This window comes from Streptomyces sp. NPDC052682 (genome assembly GCF_040678435.1).
GTDB lineage: Bacteria > Actinomycetota > Actinomycetes > Streptomycetales > Streptomycetaceae > Streptomyces.
Genome location: NZ_JBFATS010000009.1, coordinates 79,897 through 98,239, shown reverse-complemented (window position 1 = coordinate 98,239; position 18,343 = coordinate 79,897). Strand labels below are relative to the sequence as shown.

Annotated in this window: 15 protein-coding genes; 7 read left to right on the top strand and 8 right to left on the bottom strand. The window is 74.0% G+C overall.

Annotated elements, in window-relative coordinates; all coding sequences use genetic code 11:
* Window positions 1-18 precede the first annotated feature (18 nt).
* On the top strand, window positions 19-1,119 hold the full coding sequence (locus AB0K80_RS16150; RefSeq protein ID WP_365669884.1) for a dipeptide ABC transporter ATP-binding protein: 1,101 nt from the start codon (window positions 19-21) through the stop codon (window positions 1,117-1,119).
* 118 nt (window positions 1,120-1,237) lie between these two features.
* On the opposite strand, the gene AB0K80_RS16145 is transcribed toward AB0K80_RS16150, so the two are convergent.
* Complete coding sequence (locus AB0K80_RS16145) at window positions 1,238-2,593, bottom strand: dipeptidase (RefSeq protein ID WP_365669882.1); 1,356 nt, start codon at window positions 2,591-2,593, stop codon at window positions 1,238-1,240.
* A 193-nt stretch (window positions 2,594-2,786) separates the two neighbouring features.
* Here AB0K80_RS16145 and AB0K80_RS16140 point away from each other — a divergent pair, with 193 nt between their 5' ends.
* The gene (locus AB0K80_RS16140) at window positions 2,787-4,052 is read left to right on the top strand and encodes a geranylgeranyl reductase family protein (RefSeq protein WP_365669880.1); all 1,266 of its coding nucleotides are present in this window, start codon (window positions 2,787-2,789) and stop codon (window positions 4,050-4,052) included.
* Here AB0K80_RS16140 and AB0K80_RS16135 read toward each other — a convergent pair.
* Window positions 4,036-4,485: a nitroreductase family deazaflavin-dependent oxidoreductase gene (locus tag AB0K80_RS16135; RefSeq protein WP_365669878.1), complete on the bottom strand. Its 450-nt coding sequence runs from the start codon at window positions 4,483-4,485 to the stop codon at window positions 4,036-4,038. The two genes, AB0K80_RS16140 and AB0K80_RS16135, sit on opposite strands and share 17 nt — an antisense overlap.
* A gap of 226 nt (window positions 4,486-4,711) precedes the next feature.
* Between AB0K80_RS16135 and AB0K80_RS16130 the strand changes: the two genes are divergently transcribed.
* From AB0K80_RS16130 to AB0K80_RS16120, 3 genes are all read left to right on the top strand, one after another.
* Window positions 4,712-5,419 carry a TetR/AcrR family transcriptional regulator gene (locus AB0K80_RS16130; protein ID WP_365669876.1) on the top strand — a complete coding sequence of 236 codons (708 nt, stop codon included), beginning with the start codon at window positions 4,712-4,714 and terminating at the stop codon, window positions 5,417-5,419.
* 189 nt (window positions 5,420-5,608) lie between these two features.
* Window positions 5,609-6,835: a sensor histidine kinase gene (locus AB0K80_RS16125; protein ID WP_365669875.1), complete on the top strand. Its 1,227-nt coding sequence runs from the start codon at window positions 5,609-5,611 to the stop codon at window positions 6,833-6,835.
* The gene (locus AB0K80_RS16120; protein ID WP_365669873.1) at window positions 6,832-7,497 is read left to right on the top strand and encodes a response regulator transcription factor; all 666 of its coding nucleotides are present in this window, start codon (window positions 6,832-6,834) and stop codon (window positions 7,495-7,497) included. The genes AB0K80_RS16125 and AB0K80_RS16120 overlap by 4 nt, the downstream gene beginning before the upstream one ends.
* 149 nt (window positions 7,498-7,646) lie before the next feature.
* Here the strand turns inward: AB0K80_RS16120 and AB0K80_RS16115 are convergent, their stop codons facing one another.
* Window positions 7,647-9,134: an MFS transporter gene (locus AB0K80_RS16115; RefSeq protein WP_365669871.1), complete on the bottom strand. Its 1,488-nt coding sequence runs from the start codon at window positions 9,132-9,134 to the stop codon at window positions 7,647-7,649.
* 86 nt (window positions 9,135-9,220) lie between these two features.
* On the opposite strand from AB0K80_RS16115, the gene AB0K80_RS16110 reads away from it, so the two are divergent.
* Window positions 9,221-9,616, top strand: a complete 396-nt coding sequence (locus AB0K80_RS16110) for a MarR family transcriptional regulator (RefSeq protein WP_365669869.1) — start codon at window positions 9,221-9,223, stop codon at window positions 9,614-9,616.
* A gap of 61 nt (window positions 9,617-9,677) precedes the next feature.
* Here the strand turns inward: AB0K80_RS16110 and AB0K80_RS16105 are convergent, their stop codons facing one another.
* From AB0K80_RS16105 to AB0K80_RS16095, 3 genes are all read right to left on the bottom strand, one after another.
* Window positions 9,678-10,421, bottom strand: coding sequence for a maleylpyruvate isomerase family mycothiol-dependent enzyme (locus AB0K80_RS16105; protein WP_365669868.1), 744 nt, complete (start codon window positions 10,419-10,421; stop codon window positions 9,678-9,680).
* A gap of 53 nt (window positions 10,422-10,474) precedes the next feature.
* Window positions 10,475-11,353 (bottom strand): SDR family oxidoreductase, encoded by an 879-nt coding sequence (locus tag AB0K80_RS16100; RefSeq protein WP_365669866.1) that lies wholly within the window; start codon window positions 11,351-11,353, stop codon window positions 10,475-10,477.
* A gap of 258 nt (window positions 11,354-11,611) precedes the next feature.
* Window positions 11,612-12,778: an MFS transporter gene (locus tag AB0K80_RS16095; protein WP_365669864.1), complete on the bottom strand. Its 1,167-nt coding sequence runs from the start codon at window positions 12,776-12,778 to the stop codon at window positions 11,612-11,614.
* Window positions 12,779-12,888: 110 nt separating this feature from the next.
* On the opposite strand from AB0K80_RS16095, the gene AB0K80_RS16090 reads away from it, so the two are divergent.
* Complete coding sequence (locus AB0K80_RS16090) at window positions 12,889-14,067, top strand: FAD-dependent monooxygenase (RefSeq protein WP_365669862.1); 1,179 nt, start codon at window positions 12,889-12,891, stop codon at window positions 14,065-14,067.
* Between the two features lie 10 nt (window positions 14,068-14,077).
* Here the strand turns inward: AB0K80_RS16090 and AB0K80_RS16085 are convergent, their stop codons facing one another.
* Window positions 14,078-16,249 carry a PQQ-binding-like beta-propeller repeat protein gene (locus AB0K80_RS16085; RefSeq protein WP_365669860.1) on the bottom strand — a complete coding sequence of 724 codons (2,172 nt, stop codon included), beginning with the start codon at window positions 16,247-16,249 and terminating at the stop codon, window positions 14,078-14,080.
* 120 nt (window positions 16,250-16,369) lie between these two features.
* Window positions 16,370-18,202, bottom strand: a complete 1,833-nt coding sequence (locus AB0K80_RS16080) for a protein kinase (protein ID WP_365669857.1) — start codon at window positions 18,200-18,202, stop codon at window positions 16,370-16,372.
* Between the last annotated feature and the right edge of the window lie 141 nt (window positions 18,203-18,343).

Below are 18,343 nucleotides of genomic sequence, written 5' to 3'. Positions count from 1 at the left end.
GACGAACAGGAGCATGCCGTGAGCACCACCCAGACCAGCACCGAGCAGACCGGCGACGACGTCCGGCCCGCGCAGGACCTCCTCGAAGTCCGCGGCCTGCGCAAGCACTTCCCCATCCGGCAGGGCATCGTCTTCCAGCGGCAGATCGGCGCCGTGCACGCCGTCGACGGCATCGACTTCTCGGTCGGCGCCGGGCAGTCGCTCGGCCTGGTCGGCGAGTCCGGCTGCGGCAAGTCGACCACGGGCCGCCTGGTGACCCGCCTGCTGGAGCCGACGGCCGGCAGCATCGTCTTCGACGGCGAGGACATCACCCACCAGTCCCCGGCACGGATGCGGCAGGCCCGCCGCAACCTCCAGATGATCTTCCAGGACCCGTACTCCTCGCTGAACCCGAGGCACACCGTCGGCACGATCATCGAGACACCGATGAAGCTCAACGGCATCAACCCGCCGCAGGGACACAAGAAACGCGCCCAGGAGCTGCTGGAGACCGTCGGCCTCAACCCCGAGCACTACAACCGCTACCCCAACGAGTTCTCCGGCGGCCAGCGCCAGCGCATCGGCATCGCCCGCGCCCTGGCCCTGCGCCCCAAGCTCATCGTGGCCGACGAACCGGTCTCCGCTCTGGACGTCTCCATCCAGGCGCAGGTCGTCAACCTGCTCCAGGACCTGCAGCGGGAGTTCGGCATCGCGTTCGTCTTCATCGCCCACGACCTGGCCGTCGTACGGCATTTCTCGCAGCGGGTCGCGGTGATGTACCTGGGCAAGATCGTCGAGGTCGCCGACCGCGAGACCCTCTACACCCGTCCCCGCCACCCCTACACCCACGCGCTGCTGTCCGCGGTGCCGGAGGCCGACCCGGAGGCCACGGAGCGGCGGGAGCGGATCCGGCTGGCCGGTGACGTGCCCTCGCCGATCGACCCCCCGTCGGGCTGCCGCTTCCGTACCCGGTGCTGGAAGGCCCAGGACAAGTGCGCGGCCGAGGAGCCGCCGCTGGTGCGCCTCGACGGCAGCCCCGCAGGGCACCTGACGGCCTGTCACTTCCCGGAGGCGCCGACCGTCGAGGCACGCGAGGAGGACATCATCCTCGACCCGGCGCTCAAGGACTCCGGCTCCTGACCGGCGCTCACCCCAGTGCCGTGCGGGGCCGCATAGGCATGGCACGACCGTGGAAAGACCCCCGCCCGCGGGCAGGGGTCCTCGGCCGTCAGCGGAACAGGGCGGCCTTCGCGAGTGCTCAGCTCGCCGCGTAGGTGCGCAGGAACAGCGCCTCCGCCACCGACAGCCGCTCCAGCTCCTCGGGGGACACGCTCTCGTTCACCGCGTGGATCTGCGCCTCCGGCTCGCTGAGGCCGATCAGCAGGATCTCCGCCCGCGGGTAGAGTGCCGCCAGGGTGTTGCACAGCGGGATGGAGCCGCCCTGGCCGGCGTACTGCATCTCCTGGCCCGGGTACGCCACCGCCATCGCGTCGGCCATCGCCCGGTACGCCGGGCTGGTGGTGTCCGCGCGGAAGGCCTGGCCCTGGCCGATCTGCTCGGTGCTGACCCGCGCGCCCCACGGCGTGTGCGCCTCCAGGTGGGCCTGGAGCAGCTTGGTCGCCTCGGCCGCGTCCACCCCCGGCGGCACCCGCAGGCTGATCAGCGCGCGGGCACTGGCCTGCACGGACGGCGTGGCGCCCACGACCGGCGGGCAGTCGATGCCGATCACCGTGACGGCCGGGCGCGCCCAGATCCGGTCGGCGACCGTGCCCGAGCCGATCAGCTCCACACCGTCGAGCACCTTGGCGTCCTGGCGGAACTGCTCCTCGTCGTACGCGAGGCCGTCCCACGCGGAGTCGGCGGTCAGCCCGTCCACGGTGGTCGAGCCGTCCTCCGCGCGCAGGGAGTCCAGGACACGGATGAGCGCGGCCAGCGCATCGGGAGCGGCGCCGCCGAACTGGCCCGAGTGCAGGTTCCCGGCGAGGGTGTCGATCCGGACGCGGACCAGGGTCATCCCGCGCAGGGTCGAGGTGACCGTCGGCAGGCCGGCCCGGAAGTTGCCCGCGTCGCCGATGACGATCGCGTCGGCCTCCAGCAGCTCCGGGTGCTCCTCCGCGTACCGCTCCAGGCCGCCCGTGCCCTGCTCCTCCGAGCCCTCCACGATCACCTTGACGTGGACCGGCACGCCGCCGTTCGCCTTCAGGGCGCGCAGCGCCAGCAGGTGCATGATCACGCCGCCCTTGCAGTCGGCGGCGCCGCGCCCGTACCAGCGGCCGTCGCGCTCGGTCAGCTCGAACGGCGGAGTCGTCCAGGCGGCCTCGTCCAGCGGCGGCTGCACGTCGTAGTGGGCGTACAGCAGGACCGTCCTGGCGCCCGCAGGGCCGGGCAGGTAGCCGTAGACCGACTGGGTGCCGTCGGGGGTGTCGAGCAGGGCCACGTCCTCGAAGCCCTCGGCGGTGAGCGCGTCCATGATCCAGCGGGCGGCGCCCTCGCTCTCGCCGCGCGGGAACTGGTCGAAGTCCGCCACCGACCGGAAGGCCACCAGTTCGGCGAGCTCCGCCTTCGCCCTCGGCATCAGGGAGGCGACGGTCGCGGCGACCGGATTCGACGACATGGGCACGCTCCTCGTGGGTGCGACGTTGTACGGGTGCGTACTTCTGTGTACGCGGTGATCGTGCGGCGCGGGCGCGACCCGGCGTAGGGGGCACCCACGCTGCCGATCCTCCCACAGTGGCCTGCGCGGATCGCCGCCGTAGGATGCGGGAGACAGCACAGGCAGGCGGCGTGATCGGGAGCAGCGGACCATCGTGAGCAGCGAGAACTCTTCGGCGGACGACGTGCGGCAGGTGTGGGACGTCGTCGTGGTGGGCGCGGGACCCGCGGGGGCCTCGGCCGCCTACGCGGCGGCGGTCACGGGGCGGCGCGTGCTGTTGCTGGAGAAGGCGGAACTGCCCCGCTACAAGACGTGCGGCGGCGGCATCATCGGCCCCTCGCGCGACGCGCTCCCGCCCGGCTTCGAACTGCCGCTGAAGGACCGGGTGCACGCGGTGACGTTCTCGAACAACGGCCGCTTCACGCGCACCCGCCGCTCCAAGCAGATGCTGTTCGGGCTGATCAACCGGCCCGAGTTCGACCAGCAGCTCGTCGAGCACGCGCAGAAGGCGGGCGCCGAGCTGCGTACGGGCGTCACCGTGCAGCGGGTCGAGCAGCACGGCTCCGCCGTGCCCGACCGGCGGACGGTCGCCGTCGTCCTGCAGGGCGGCGAGGTGCTGCTCGCCCGGGCCGTCGTCGGCGCGGACGGCAGCGCCAGCCGGATAGGAGCGCACGTCGGGGTCAAGGTCGACCAGGTGGATCTGGGCCTGGAGGCGGAGATCCCGGTGCCGGAGACGGTCGCCGAGGACTGGAAGGGGCGGGTGCTCATCGACTGGGGCCCGATGCCCGGCAGTTACGGCTGGGTCTTCCCCAAGGGAGACACGCTGACGGTGGGCGTCATCTCCGCGCGGGGCGAGGGCGCCGCGACCAAGCGGTACCTGGAGGAGTTCATCGGGCGGCTCGGGCTCGCCGGCTTCGAGCCGGCCATCTCCTCCGGGCACCTGACCCGCTGCCGGGCCGACGACTCGCCGCTGTCGCGCGGGCGGGTGCTGGTGTGCGGGGACGCGGCCGGGCTGCTCGAACCGTGGACACGCGAGGGCATCTCGTACGCGCTGCGGTCGGGGCGGCTCGCGGGGGAGTGGGCGGTGCGGATCGCCGAGGCGCACGACGCCGTCGACACCCGCCGGCAGGCCCTGAACTACGCGTTCGCCGTCAAGGCGGGCCTGGGCGTCGAGATGGCCGTCGGCAAGCGGATGCTGGCGGTGTTCGAACGCCGCCCCGGGCTGTTCCACGCGGCCCTGACCGGCTTCCGCCCGGCGTGGAACGCCTTCCGCGACATCACGCGGGGCGCGACGTCGCTGGGTGAGCTCGTGCGCAGCCATCCGATGGCCCAGCGCGCCCTGACCGCGCTGGACCGCCGGCCGGTGGCGGGCGGTGAGGCCCTCAGTGAGGCCCCGGGCGAGGTCAGCTCGTCACGGTGATCTCGAAGACCGGGTGATCGGGGGCGATACGGCGCAGCTCGGCCTCGGGGGAGTCGGGGCCGACGCCGTTGAAGAAGACCCCGACCTCGGCCTTCCAGCGCTTGAGGTAGGCGCGCAGGAGCGGCGGCTTGTCGTCGTCGGACACCTCGGTCGCGGTGAACACGTCGACGCGCTTGCCCAGGTGCAGTTCGCCGCCGCCGGCCGCGCGCATGTTGTGCGTCCACTGCACGTGGCCGCGTGGGGCGACGAGGTACTGCCTGCCGTCCATGGTCAACAGGTTGACGGGGGTGGTACGCCACTGGCCGCTCTTGCGGCCGCGGACGGCCAGCACCCGGGAGCCCCAGACGCTGACGCCCCGCCGGGTCAGCCAGGCGACGAACCGGTTGAAGACGTGGACGGTGAACCAGCCGGGCTTCTGGACGTGCGTGGACATGGGGCCCCCAGGTGTGTGGGAGAGCGATGCTCTCTTTTGTGAGCAGTGCTCTCGCTTGTGTGGTTCCCAGTCTGCACCAGCGTGGCGATGTCAGCAAGAGCGGTGCTCTCGTTTCTGTGCACTGATCTCGTGAGGGAGCGATGCTCTGGAGTGTGCGCACCGCTCTGGACTGCGCGCAGCGCTCTGCACTGCGTGCACCGCTCTCGCGCATGGGACACTTCCCCGCATGACCATCGCACACGGCGCCCGCGCCCGGGCGCGGATCGAAGTGACCGCGGCCATCAAGGACGCGGCCCGCAGACAACTCGCGGCGGACGGAGCGGCCAAGCTGTCGCTGCGCGCCGTGGCCCGCGAGCTCGGCATGGCGTCGTCCGCGCTGTACCGCTACTTCCCGAGCCGCGACGACCTGTTGACGGCCCTCATCATCGACGCGTACGACTCCCTCGGCGAGGCGGCGGAGGCGGCACACGACACCGTCGCCGAGGCAGGCCCCGTGCAGCGCTGGACCACGGTCTGCGAGGCCGTACGCGCCTGGGCACTCGCGCATCCGCACGAGTACGCGCTGATCTACGGTTCTCCCGTCCCCGGCTACACCGCCCCCGACTCCACGGTCCCGTCCGCCGCCCGGGTCGGGCTCCTCCTGATCGGCATCGTCCGCGACGCCTACCGGGGGCTCGGTGTGGCCAGGCCCCCGCTGCCCGCCGGTCTGCGCCCGGAGGCCGAGCGGATGGCCGCCGACCTCGCGCCCGACCTTCCTCCCGAGACCGTGGCGGCGCTCGTCGCGGCCTGGGCCCAGCTGTACGGCCTGGTCGGCTTCGAACTGTTCGGCCAGTTCCACCGCATCGTGGAGGACCGTGCGGCGTTCTTCCGGCACGCGGTGGCCCAACTCGCCCACACGGTGGGGCTGGTGTACCCGCAGAAGGGACGCTCCTGACCGATGCGGGGGCTGTACGGGCGAGGTTCGCTGGGCGCGCTCCGGCCCGGCGCCCGGGACGATCACGAGTCACGAAGACCCGGGCCGCTGCAGGAACGCCCCGGCCGAGGACGTACTTCCGCGGGAGTACGCGTGATCACCCCGTGCGGGTGACGCCGCCCGGGGCCCCCGGCGTCTAGCGTGGCCGTCATGGAGGAGCAGGGCGTACGCGGGGCCGGGCCGGTGGGGCGGGGGCGGCACGGGCCCGCGTGGTGGGGCCGGGGGGAGGGGGAGGGCGGCCGGCGGTGGCCCGTGCGGTCCACCGTGGTGGTGACGGCGTTCGTGCTCGCCGGGTCCACCTTCGCCGCGCACGGGCAGCAGGGGGAGCGGGCCGCGCTGGACCCCTTCGCGCGGGTGCTGGTGCTCGTGGCCGGGGTTCTGCTGCTGTGGCGGAACCGGTACCCGGTGCTGGTCGCGTTCGGCACGGCGGGCGCCGTCATGCTCTACCTGGGCGCCGGATACCCGTACGGGCCGGTGTTCCTGACCGTGGCCCTGGCCTGCTTCAGCGCCGTCGTGGCGGGGCACCGCACCGCGGCCTGGGCGGCCATGGGCACCCTGTGGGCCGGGCACGTACTGGTGGCGCACTGGCTGTACCGCTGGCTGCCGCCGTCCGGGGACGCGCCCGCGCCCTGGACGCAGGAGATCGTGGTGGCTACCTGGGTCGTGGCGATCACGGCGGTGGCCGAGCTGGCCCGGGTGCGCCGCGAACAGTGGGCCCGGGAGCGCGCCGAGCGTGCCCGGGCGGCGCGGCGGCGGGCCGACGAGGAGCGGCTGCGCATCGCCCGGGAGCTGCACGACGTCCTCGCGCACAGCATCTCCGTGATCAACGTGCAGGCCGGGGTGGGTCTCGCGCTGCTCGACAGCGACCCCGAGCAGGCGCGTACCGCGCTCACCACCATCAAGGCCAAGAGCAAGGAGGCGCTCGGCGAGGTGCGGCAGGTGCTCGACACGCTCCGCGCGCCCGGGGACGCGCCGCGCGCTCCGGCGCCCGGGCTGGACCGGTTGCCGGAACTCGTGGAGCAGGCGGCGAGCGCGGGCCTCACGGTGGAGGTCCGGGGGCAGCCGCCCCGGCTGGCCCCGGGCACGGACCTCGCGGCGTTCCGTATCGTCCAGGAGGCCCTCACCAACGTCGTACGCCACTCGGGATCACGGCACGCGCGCGTGCACCTCGACCACGACGACCGCGCGCTGCGGCTGCGCATCGACGACGACGGGCCCGCCACCGGCGCCGACGCGGGCGGCAGCGGCAACGGGCTGGCCGGGATGCGGGAGCGGGCCGCCGCGCTGGGTGGCACCGTCGAGGCGGGCCCGCGCCCCGACGGCGGCTTCCGGGTGCTCGCCACACTGCCGCTGACCACCAGGGAGGACGACCGGTGATCCGTGTACTGCTCGCCGACGACCAGTCGCTGGTCCGGGCCGGGTTCCGGGCGCTGCTCGACGCGCAGCCTGACCTCGAGGTCGCCGGGGAGGCGAGCGACGGCGAGGAGGCGCTGCGCCGGGTCCGGGAACTGCGGCCCGACGTCGTGCTGATGGACATCCGCATGCCCCGGCTGGACGGCCTGGCCGCGACCCGCCGTATCACCGAGGACCCGTCGCTGGCGGACGTGAAGGTGGTCATGCTCACCACGTTCGAGCTCGACGCGTACGTCTTCGAGGCGATCCGCTCCGGCGCCTCGGGCTTCCTGGTCAAGGACACCGAGCCGGAGGAACTGCTGCGTGCCGTACGGGCGGTGGTGGCCGGGGACGCGCTGCTCTCGCCCGGGGTGACCCGCAGGCTGATCGCCGAGTTCGCGGCCCGCTCCAAGGAACCCGCGGCCGCCGACGCCCTCGCCGGGCTCACCGAGCGGGAGCGGGAGGTGATGGCGCTGGTCGGCATGGGCCTGTCCAACGAGGAGATCGCCCGCCGCCTGGTCGTCAGCCCGCTCACGGCGAAGACCCACGTCAGCCGCACCATGGTGAAGCTGGGCGCCCGGGACCGGGCCCAACTGGTCGTCCTCGCCTACGAGTCGGGGCTGGTACGGCCAGGCTGGCTGGGCTGACCCCGGCTGCCGGCCGCCCCGCGTGAGGCCGTCCCCGGGACGTACCAGCACGCTGACGACCCGCGCGAAGACATCGGCAGCACGTCAAGCAGGCATGCGCCCGGCGGGGCAAACGGCCCCGCCGGGCGCACCATCAGGAGGTGGTCCCCCTAGTCGCGGACCGGTACCCGTTCCGCTTCCACCTCCGGCGCAGTGGACTTGGCGACGATCACGGACGGCCGCGGCCGGCGGGTCCGCAGTCCGGTGAGGCTGAGCAGCAGGCCGGCGACGGCGATGAGCGCCACGACCACCAGCCCGGGCCGGTAGCTGTCGAGGACGGCCTGCGGGGTGGCCTTGTCGGGGGCGTGCGCGGTCACCACCGCCGTCACCACGGCCAGGAAGATCGCACCGCCCACCTGGACCGAGGTGTTCAGCAGACCGGAGACCATGCCCTGCTCGTGCTCCTCCACCCCGTTGGTGGCCTGCACGTTGAGGGACGGGAAGGTCAGCGCGAAGCCGGCGCCGACCAGCAGCATGGTCGGCAGGATCACCGCCGCGTACACCGGGTCGAGGTCGGTGCGCAGGAACAGCACGTAGCCGGTGACCATGAGGGCGAAGCCGAGCACGATCAGCCGTGCCGTGCCGAACCGGTCGATGACGGCGCCCACCTTGGTCGCGGACAGGGCCACCAGCGCGCCCGCCGGCAGGAAGGCCAGCGCCGTGTGCAGCGCGGACCAGCCGAGCAGCTGCTGCATGTACAAGGTCACCAAAAACTGGAAGCCGATGTAGCTGCCGACGAACGTCAGCGCCCCCACCTGGGCCCGCAGCTGCGGGCCGGACCGCAGCACCCCGAGCCGGACCAGCGGGCTGGCGCTGCGCAGTTCGACGGCCACGAAGGCGGCCAGCAGCACGCCGACGGCGGCGAACGACAGGATCGTACGGGCCGAGCCCCAGCCGGTCTCGGGTGCCTGGACGACGGTGAAGACGAGCAGGAGCATCGAGGCGGTGCCGAGGACGGCGCCGGGGATGTCGTAGCCGCCGCCGGTGCGTTCGCGTGCGGTGCGCGGCAGCAGCTTCAGGCCGAAGAGCAGCGCGACCAGGGCGATGGGCGCGGGCAGCAGCATCGTGAACCGCCAGCTCGCCTCCGTCAGCAGGCCGGAGAAGACCAGGCCCATCGAGTAGCCCGTGGCGCCGCAGGTGGTGTAGATGGACAGGGCGCGGTTGCGCAGCGGGCCCTCGGGGAACGTCGTGGTGATGATCGACAGGCCGGCCGGTGCGGTGAAGGCCGCGGCCAGGCCCTTGATGAAGCGGCTGGCGATCAGCAGCGGGCCCGAGTCCACGAGCCCGCCGAGCAGGGAGGCGACCGCGAAGACTCCCAGCGCCACCAGGAAGACCTGACGTCGGCCCAGCAGGTCGGCGGCGCGTCCGCCGAGCAGCAGCAGGCCGCCGTAGCCCAGGATGTAGCCGCTGACGATCCATTGCAGGGTCGAGGTGGACAGGCCCAGGTCGGCGCCGATCGACGGCAGGGCCACGCCGACCATCGACACGTCCAGGGCGTCCAGGAACATCGCGGCGCAGAGCACCAGCAGGGTGCCCCACAGCCGGGGAGTCCAGCGTCCGCCGGACGCGGACGCGGAGGTGGTGAGCGGAGAGGTCATGGCCGAGAGAATTGCATGCACCCGCATGAGATGCAAGCGCATTTAATTCACGTGCAATAAAAGCTCCGCTCTGCTACGGTGCGGCCATGGCGGCGGAGCAGGGCGAGCGAGCCCTCGTGGCACAGTGGCGGGACATCCTGGCGCTGCACGCGCGCACCCAGTGCGAACTGGACCGCGCGCTGAGCGGCCACGGCCTGTGCGCCAGCGACTTCGAGGTGCTGGACGTCCTGGCCGAGTGCTCCGCGGCGGACGGTGTGCCGTCCTACCGCGTCCAGGAGATCTCCGAGCGCGTGCACCTCAGTCAGAGCGCGCTGTCGCGGCTGATCGCCCGTCTGGAGAAGGACGGGCTCGTCCGGCGCTGCGTGTGCCCGGAGGACCGGCGGGGCGTACGCGTCACCCTCACCGGCAAGGGGCGCGCGCTGCACGGCGAGGTGCGGCCCGTGCAGCGCGCGGTGCTGACGCGGATGCTGGCCGACGGCTGACCGCCCGCCCCCCGGCAGTTCTCCGGCCGCCCTGTGCTGCGCGGGCCTGCGGAGGCGGGTGTCAGATTCCGCCCGCCGTCCGCCACAGGCCGGCCAGCGCGGGGTCGCCGGTCACGGTCGGCACCGGCAGGCGGTTCCACAGGGCGAGGTACAACTGCCCGGCCGGGCCGGCCAGTTCACAGTCCGCGTCCCCGGAAGCGCCCCGTACGGCCACGGGCGGCTCCTGGGACAGCCGTACGGTCCACACCGCGTCCGCGTCCTCGGCGCGCACCCGCAGGACGCGGGGCTCGCTGGTGCGGACACGGCTCCTGGGACGGGCGTGGAAGCCGCGCAGCAGTTCGTCGATGCCGTCGACGGCGACATCCGGGGCGATGTCCGGGGCGGACGGGGTGCGCGCGCGGCCGTCGCGTGCCGCCTCCGCGTCGCACCGGTGCACCGCCGTCTCGTGCGCCTGGCGCCGGGTCCAGAAGGCCAGTGGTGACGGCGCGGGCAGGAAGGTGAAGCACGCGACGTCGGGCGGCGCGCCGGTCAGCGTGTCCACGAGGTGGCGGTGGCTGTCCCGGTACCAGGCCACGAGATCCGTCCCGTCGAGCTCGGGCGGCTCGGGCAGCGGACGGCGCTCGGTGTGCCCGTCCGTGACGTAGGCGGCGGCCCAGCGGTGCACCGCTCCGGTGTGCCGCAGCAGATCGCGCACCCGCCAGCCGGGGCACGTCGGCACCTCGGCGCCGGCCCCGGCCTCCTCGGCGGCCGAGGCCAGCAGCTGCCCTTCCTTGTCCAGCACGTCCAGTAGCCGGTCGGTGTCCATGGCGCCGAGTCTGCCGCATGGAGCGCGCTCCAGGGCGGCCGGGCACGGCGGCCCTACGGCAGCGGGGTCCCGCCCGTCGCGTTGACGATCTCGGCGGTGATGTAGGACGCCTCCTGGGAGGCGAGGAAGACGTACGCGGGAGCCATCTCGGCCGGCTGGGCGGGCCGCCCGATCGGCGCCTGCTTGCCGAAGCTCTGCGTGTCCGGCATGGTCGCCGGGATCAGCGGTGTCCACACCGGGCCCGGCGCCACCGCGTTGACCCGCACGCCCCGGTCGATCACCATCTGCGCCAGCCCCTGCGTGAAGGTGACGATCGCGCCCTTCGTCGTCGCGTAGTCCAGCAGGTGCGGACTGGGCTTGTACGCCTGCACCGACGTGGAGTTGATGATGCTGCCGCCCTCCGGGATGTGCGGCAGGGCGAACTTGCACAGCCAGAACATGCCGTACAGGTTGGTGCGCATCACCCGGTCGAACTGCTCGGTGGAGATCGCCTCGATGCCGTCCGGCTGCGACATCTGGTACGCGGCGTTGTTCACCAGGACGTCGATCCGGCCGAACTCCTCGACGGCCCGGTCGATCAGCGCCCGGCAGTTGCCCTCCTCGCGCACGTCGCACGAGACGGGCACGGCACGCCGTCCGGCCTCCTCGACCAGCCGGGCGGTCTCGGCGGCGTCGTCCTTCTCGTCCTCCAGGTAGGTGAAGAGCACGTCGGCCCCCTCACGGGCGAACGCCAGCGCGACCGCGCGCCCGATGCCGGAGTCTCCGCCGGTGATCACGGCCTTGCGGTCCGTCAGCCGGCCGCTGCCCCGGTACGACTCCTCACCGTGGTCCGGCGGCGGGTCCATGGGGCCGGTCCAGCCCGGGTGCGGCTGGTCCTGGGAGGGGAACTCGGGGGTCGGGTGCTGTTCGGTGGGGTTCTGCTGCTCGGTCACGTCTGCCTCCTTGTCCGTGGGGGGCGACCGGTGGGTCACCGGTGCTCGAGGGCGTGGGGCCGAGTACCCCAGGAGTCGCGTTGTCGATCAGCCGACATGTGCCGGTGCGCTCGTCCGGCGCAACGCGTGCGCTCCCGTCCGGAACGCGCTGCCGCCCCGAAGGTGCTCGCGCCCGAGCCGTGGTCGCGCCGGACAAACGGCCGTGCTGGCGCCCCCCTAAGCGGTTCCGCGGGCGGGCACCTGTCTTCCCGCGGACCGTCAGGGCGCGCGGCGCGTCACCACCCCGACCGCCGCCGCCAGCGCCGCGAGTACCGCCACGCTGGTCAGCGCGGCCGGCAGGGTGAACCAGTCGGCCATGAAACCGATCGCCGGCGGCCCGAGCAGCATGCCGCCGTAGCCGAGCGTGGAGGCGACGGCGACCCCGCTCGGACCGGCGAGCGTCCCGGCGCGTTCGACGGCCACGGGGAAGAGGTTGGCGAGGCCGAGCCCCGTGACGGCGTACCCGAGCAGGGCCGCCCACAGGGAGGGGGCCAGCGACCCGAGGAGCATCCCCAGGGCGGCGGTGGTCCCGCCCGCCACCACCGTCCGGGTGCGGCCGAGCCGCTCCAGCAGGGCCGTGCCGGTCAGCCGCCCCACCGTCATCGCCAGCGCGAAGCAGGAGTAGCCGAGGGCGGCGGCCCCGGGCGAGGCCCCGAGGTCCTGCTCGAGGTGGAGGGCGCCCCAGTCGGCCAGGGCGCCTTCACCGTAGGCCGTGCACAGGGCGATCAGCCCGAAGACGATCACCAGGGGGCGGGTACGGCGGTCCGGGCGGGGCCGGTCACCGGTCGCGGTGGGCCGCAGCCGCTCCGGCGGCGCGGGCGGCTCCTGGCGCAGCAGCGCCCGCCCGGCGACGGCGGTCACCAGCAGTCCGGCGACGGCGAGGCCGAGCAGATGCCGGGCCGGGGAGAGCGCGCCCGCGACGAGCCCGCCCAGTCCCGCGCCGACCATGCCGCCGAGGCTGAAGGCGGCGTGGAAGCTCGGCATGACCGGCCGCCGCAGCGCGGCGACCAGCTCGACGGCCGCGCTGTTGAAGGCGACGTTGATACCGCCGTACGCGGCGCCGAACAGGAGCAGGACGCCTCCGAGCGTGAGCGCCGAGTGGGTGAGGGGCGGCAGGGTGACGCCGAGGCAGAGCAGCACCGCGCAGGCGACGGTGACCTGGTGGTTGCCGTAGCGGCGGCACAGGCGGCCGGTGAGCATCATGGTGACGACCGCCCCGGCGGAGACACCGAGGAGGGCGAGGCCGAGGGCGCCGGCCGAGGCGTGGGTCTGTTCCTTGATGGCGGGGATGCGTACGACCCAGCCGGCGAAGAGGAAGCCGTCGAGGGCGAAGAAGACGGTCAGGGCGATGCGGAGTCGGGTGAGGTCGCTGCGGTGACCCGGCACGGCGTTGTGCGATCGGGTTTTGTTTATTTGCGGCACAAAATCAGGCTAGGTGCATGCTGCAAACAGGACAAGGGTGTCCGGCCGACGGCCCGGCTGGGACACTCGGCGCCATGAGAGCCATCGTCATGGGCGCGGGCATCGGGGGACTGGCCGCCACGGTGAGCCTGCGCCGGGCCGGCTGGGAGGTGCTGCTCGTCGAGCGGACGCGACGGTTCACCGAGGTCGGCGCCGGAATCCAGCTCGCGCCCAACGCCACGCGCGTGCTGCGCCGGATGGGCCTGCTCGACGCGGTCGCCGCGCTGGCCACCCGTCCCGCCGGGCTGAGTTTCTGCACCTGGTCCGACGGGGCGGAGATCTGCCGCTACGCCCTCGGAGCCGAGGCCGAGGAAGCGTTCGGGGCGCCCTACCTCCAGCTCCACCGGGCCGATCTCCACCGGGCGCTGGCCGCCGCGGTGCCGTCCCGGTCGGTGCGTCTGGACACCACGGTCGTCGGCATCGGGCAGGACGACACGTCGGCCCATGTGACGACGGCGAGCGGCGAGCGGCTGGAGGCGGACCTGGTCGTGGCCGCGGACGGGGTGCGGTCCGCGTCCCGCCGGTGGCTCTTCGGCGCCGACGAGGCGGTCTTCTCCGGGACCGCCGCCTACCGGGCCCTGCTCCCGGCCGGCGAGGTCGCCGGTCTCGGCCTGCCGGAGTACGCCGTCTGGCTCGGACCGGACCGGCACCTCGTCCACTACCGGGTACGGCGCGGCGACCTGCTCAACGTCGTGGCCGTGTTCCGCACGCGGTCCGGCCGGGAGTCCTGGACGGCCCGGGCCGAGCCGGGCGAGCCGGTGCGCGAGTTCGCCGGGTGGGACGCCCGGGTCGTCACCGTCCTGGAACGCGCCGGGCAGGTCTTCCGCTACGGCATCCACACCCGCGCCCCGCTCGCCCGGTGGCACCTCGGGCGGGTGACGCTGCTGGGCGACAGCGCCCACGCGATGGTGCCGTTCCAGGCCCAGGGCGCGGCGCAGGCGATCGTGGACGCGGCCGTGCTCGGCGACGCCCTGACGGATGTCACGCCGGACGAGGTGCCCGGCGCGCTCGAGGGGTACGTGCGGCGGAGGCTGGCGACCGCCACGCGCGTGCAGGCCGACTCCGCACGGGCCGGCGAGGACTTCCACCTGCCGGACGGGCCGGAGGCCCGGGCGCGTGACGCCCGCATGGCGGCCCACGCGGCCGCGCACCGGTTCGCCCCCCAGGCGGCGGCGTGGGCGGCCGGTCCCGCCGACGGGCCGACGGCCCCGTGAGCGGCCCGCCTCAGGACACGTCGGCCACCGAGAAGGCCCCCGGCCCCGCGATCCCGTACAGCACCCCGCCCACCCGCAGCGGCGGTGTCGAACCGGGCCGCAGCTCCTCGAAGGACCGCCCCCGGGTGTCGAAGGAGGGAGCCGTGCGGCCGATCTCCCGGCCGGTGCGCGGGTCCAGGGCGAGGACGCTGGTGTCGGGCATGACCACGTACAACCGGCCGTCGTGGAGCGAGGGTTCGCTGAAGATGCGCAGGTCCCGCGAGCTGGACCACAGCGGCTTGCCGTGTTTCAGGTCGAGGGCGAGCAGGGTCTCGTTGCCGTAGTCGAAGAGGTACATGGTGTCGCCGCGCACCAGCGGCGGCGCCTCCGGCTCCACGCTCCAGGGGAAGTCGATGCGGCGGGTCTTCCCGCTGTGGAGGTCCTGGATGAAGAAGGCGGCGGAGACCCCGGTGTCGTCCTGCCAGCGCGCGTAGTACGCCGTGTCGTCGTGGACCGTGGCCAGCCACAGGTCGCCCTTGGGCGCCTCGACGCCGCCCAGCCTCCGGCCGGTGCGCGCGTCGAGCCGGGCTATCTCGCCGGAACCACCGCGCAGATCGGCGTACAGCGTCCCCTCGGGCCCGGCGTGGAAGGGGCTCGGTGAGGTGGCCGTCAGCGTGCGCCGCCACAACTCCTCACCCGTGCGCGGCTCGTACGCCGCGTAGCGCGCGGTGTCGGAGGCACCGAGCGGGTCCAGCCGGACGAGCAGGACGCCGCTGAGGTACGCGAACTCGCCCAGCGGGCCGCCCCGATGCCACAGCCGCTCGCCGGTGCGGCCGTCGTAGGCGTCCACGCCTTGGGAGCGTTCGGCGCTGCTGACGTACACCACGCCGTCGTGGACGACGGGCTCGCGCACCGACAGGCTGTCCACGTGCTTCTCGCTCATGGGTCTGCTCCAGTCCACCCGGCCCGTCGCGGGGTTCAGCCGCGTCAAGGCGGCCTGGGCGGAGGAGCAGAAGACGCCGAGGGCGTCCAGGGTGCACGCGGAACCCATGCCGAACGGATCCTTCTCGTCGGGCTCCAGCGATACCCGCCACGGCTTCCAGCCCGCCGGTACCGGAGCACCGGCCGCCGCCGGCGGACCGGTCCGTTCCACCTCGTCGGCCGTACGTGTCGACGTGCCGGCCAGCAGGGCGGCCGACCCCGCGCCCGCCGTGCCGAGCACGGCCGCCGCGACGAGAACGGCCCACAGCCTCCTGCCGCGCCGCCCGCGTCCGGCCGGGACGGTGCCCGCCGGCGGTGACGCCGTCGTCCCCGACAGCACGGTCACCGGCACCCGGGACGGCTCCTCGCCGGCCACCCCCTGGGGGACGCCGTCAGGCACGTCGTCCGGCAGCCCGGCGAGCGCCTCCAGCACCTCACCCGACGTCGGCCGGTCCGCCGGCTCCTTGGCCAGGCACGCCGACACCAACGGGCGCAGCGGCTGCGGCAGTTCGCCGAGAACCGGGTCGTTGTGCACGGTGTTGTACGCGGCGAGGTAGGCGTTCTCCGCCTCGAAGGGGCTGCGCCCGGTCGCCGCGTAGACCAGCACCGCGGCCAGCGAGAAGACGTCCACGGCGGGCCCGACCTCGCGGGGACGGCTGAACTGCTCGGGCGCCATGAACGGCGGAGAGCCCATCACCATGCCGGTCTGCGTACGGACATCACTGCTGGCCGCGCGGGAGATGCCGAAGTCGATGACGCGGACCGCGCCGTCCTCGCCGCCGTCTTCCAGCAGCAGTACGTTGCTCGGCTTGAGGTCCCGGTGCACGACCCCCACGCGGTGGATCTCCCGCAGCGCCTCGGCCAGTTCGGTGCCCAGACGGCGCAGCGCGGGCCACTGCAGGGGACCCGACTCGGCGACCCGCTCGGCGAGCGTACGGCCGGGGACGAAGACGGTGGCCATCCACGGCCGTGCCGCGTTCGGGTCGGCGTCCACTACCGGCGCGGTGAACGCCCCGCTGACCCGGCGCGCGGCGGCGATCTCCTGGCGGAACCTGGCCCGGAACTCGGCGTCGCCCGCGTACCTCGCATGCACCACCTTGACGGCCACGGCCCGTCCCGAAGGGGATCTGCCGAGGTAGACGACGCCCATGCCGCCGGTCCCGATGCGCGATTCGATCCGGTAGCCGCCGACGGACCGTGGATCGTTCTCGCGCAGGGTCACCGCATCTCCTCCACCGGGGCCGGCCGGACGGTACCTACCGGTCGGGACCGTTCCGCATGGACCGCTCACTCTAGCGGCAGGTCCCGCATCGCCCTCCGGCGAGCGGGACGTGAGGGGGCATCAGCCGGCGCCGCGCAGCGCCGTCCAGGTCGCGTGGTCCACGACGCCGTCGGCGTCCAGCCCCTGGTCGCTCTGGAAGCTGCGCACCGCGGAGTCCGTGCCGGGGCCGAAGTCGCCGTCGCCGTCGGTGCCGGCCGCCGAGTACCCGCGCTTGGTCAGCATGCACTGCACCTGCTGCACCCGCCGGCCGCTGTCGCCCTGGCGGGTGCGGCCGTTGCCGGAGTAGTAGGCGCAGTCGGTGAGCCAGGGCGGATCCGCCGGTTCCGTGGGCGGGGCGCTCGACGGCGGGGCCGCTTCGGTCGGCGCCGCGCTGGGGGGCTCGGCGCCCGGAGCCCCGGACGCGGACGGAGGGGTGCTGCGCCGGTCCGGGTTCCGGGGCGGGGAGGTCCCCGGAGAGGAGACCTCGGCGTCGGGGCGGGACGCGCCGTCGGCGCTCTTGCCGGACGCCGGGGCCCCGGCCGTGCCACCGGGCCCCGGTGCGGACGCCCCGGGGCCGGACAGGGTGCCGCCGGCTGTGATCTCGGCTCCGGGGGAGCGGGCGCCGGTCGTGCCGTCCGGGCGTGTGAGGACGAAGGCGCCCGCGGCCACCGCACAGAGGGCGGCGCCCGCGGCGGCGACCAGCAGCGGTTTCCTGCGCACCCGGGCGCGGCCCGGCCCGGCGTCGCCCGCACCGGGTACGGCGGCCCGTTCGGCCCGGGCCGGCGACAGCGACTCGGGCCGGTTCTCGGTGGGAGCCGGGAGGTCCCTCTCGGGGGGAGGCGGGAGGTCCCCCGCGTCGGGCCAGCTCTCGGGGAGAGCCGGGAGGTCCCCCGCGTCGGGCCAGCTCTCGGGGGAAGCCGGGACGTCCCGTTCCTCGGCGGGCAGGCCGCACACCTCCTCGTACGCCCGCTGCCGGGCCAGCACCGCGCCGGCCAGCGGCTCGGGCCAGACGGCCGTGGCGAGACGGGGCGCGGCCGCGTCGATGAGCTCCTCGGGCGTGGGCCGTTGCCCGGGGTCCTTGGCCAGGCAGGCGGACAGCAGGCCGGCGAGCGCCGGGTCCGTCGCCGAGATCTCACCGAGCAACTCCGGGTTGGGTGCCTCGTACGCCACGCGGTGCATCACGTCGACGCCCGTGCCGTCGCCGAACGGGGCGTGTCCGGTCGCCGCGTAGACCAGGGTCCCGGCCATCGAGAACACGTCGGAGGCCGTGTCGGTCCGGCCCTCCCTGAGGTGCTCCGGCGCCATGAAGGCCGGTGTGCCCACCCGGTTGCCCGTGCCGGTCAGCGCGCTCGCGTCCACGGCCTTCGACAGGCCGAAGTCGATCACGTAGGCGCCCCGGGGCGCCAGCAGCACGTTGGAGGGCTTCAGATCCCGGTGCACGATCTCCGCGGTGGCCAGGCCGGCGAGCGCCCGGCCCAGTTCCGCCACCAGCCGCCACAGCGCGGCGGTGGGCAGCGCCCCGCCGTCCCGTACGGCCTCGGCCAGATCGAGGCCCGGCACGTACTCGGTGGCCATCCACAGCAGCTCGTCCTCGAAGCCGGTGCCGCACAGCCTCGGGGTGTGCGGGGTGCGGACCCGGGCGTGCACCGACGCCTCACGCTGGAAACGGCGCCGGAAGCCGGGGTCGTCCGCGTACTCCGGTCTGATCACCTTCACGGCGACCAGGCCGGCCCCGCCGTCCGCGGGACGGGCGAGGTACACCCGCCCCATGCCGCCGCTGCCGAGCAGCGCCAGCGGCAGGTAGGGACCGATACGGCGCGGGTCGGCGGAGCGCAGGGGTGAGGCACCGGTCCGCCGCAGCGCGGCAGCCCCGCCCGCCGCCGGGTCCGACGGCGTCGGCCGCTGTTGTGTCACGCATCCCCCGAAGTGATGTTCCCCGTACGTCAGTTCCCCTCAAGGGAAGATGAGGCTAGCTCAGCCGGGGCGTGCCTTCAGGATTTCCGTCACTTCCGTCACAGGCGGCCGAAGGATGGCTGGAAACGATAGGTCGCCAGG

Excerpts from the sequence above, each read along its gene's own strand:
- AB0K80_RS16145 (WP_365669882.1), bottom strand. The coding sequence starts at position 2,593 with ATGTCGTCGAATCCGGTCGCCGCGACCGTCGCCTCCCTGATGCCGAGG.
- AB0K80_RS16135 (WP_365669878.1), bottom strand. The coding sequence starts at position 4,485 with ATGTCCACGCACGTCCAGAAGCCCGGCTGGTTCACCGTCCACGTCTTC.
- AB0K80_RS16130 (WP_365669876.1), top strand. The coding sequence starts at position 4,712 with ATGACCATCGCACACGGCGCCCGCGCCCGGGCGCGGATCGAAGTGACC.
- AB0K80_RS16125 (WP_365669875.1), top strand. The coding sequence starts at position 5,609 with ATGGAGGAGCAGGGCGTACGCGGGGCCGGGCCGGTGGGGCGGGGGCGG.
- AB0K80_RS16115 (WP_365669871.1), bottom strand. The coding sequence starts at position 9,134 with ATGACCTCTCCGCTCACCACCTCCGCGTCCGCGTCCGGCGGACGCTGG.
- AB0K80_RS16110 (WP_365669869.1), top strand. The coding sequence starts at position 9,221 with ATGGCGGCGGAGCAGGGCGAGCGAGCCCTCGTGGCACAGTGGCGGGAC.
- AB0K80_RS16105 (WP_365669868.1), bottom strand. The coding sequence starts at position 10,421 with ATGGACACCGACCGGCTACTGGACGTGCTGGACAAGGAAGGGCAGCTG.
- AB0K80_RS16090 (WP_365669862.1), top strand. The coding sequence starts at position 12,889 with ATGAGAGCCATCGTCATGGGCGCGGGCATCGGGGGACTGGCCGCCACG.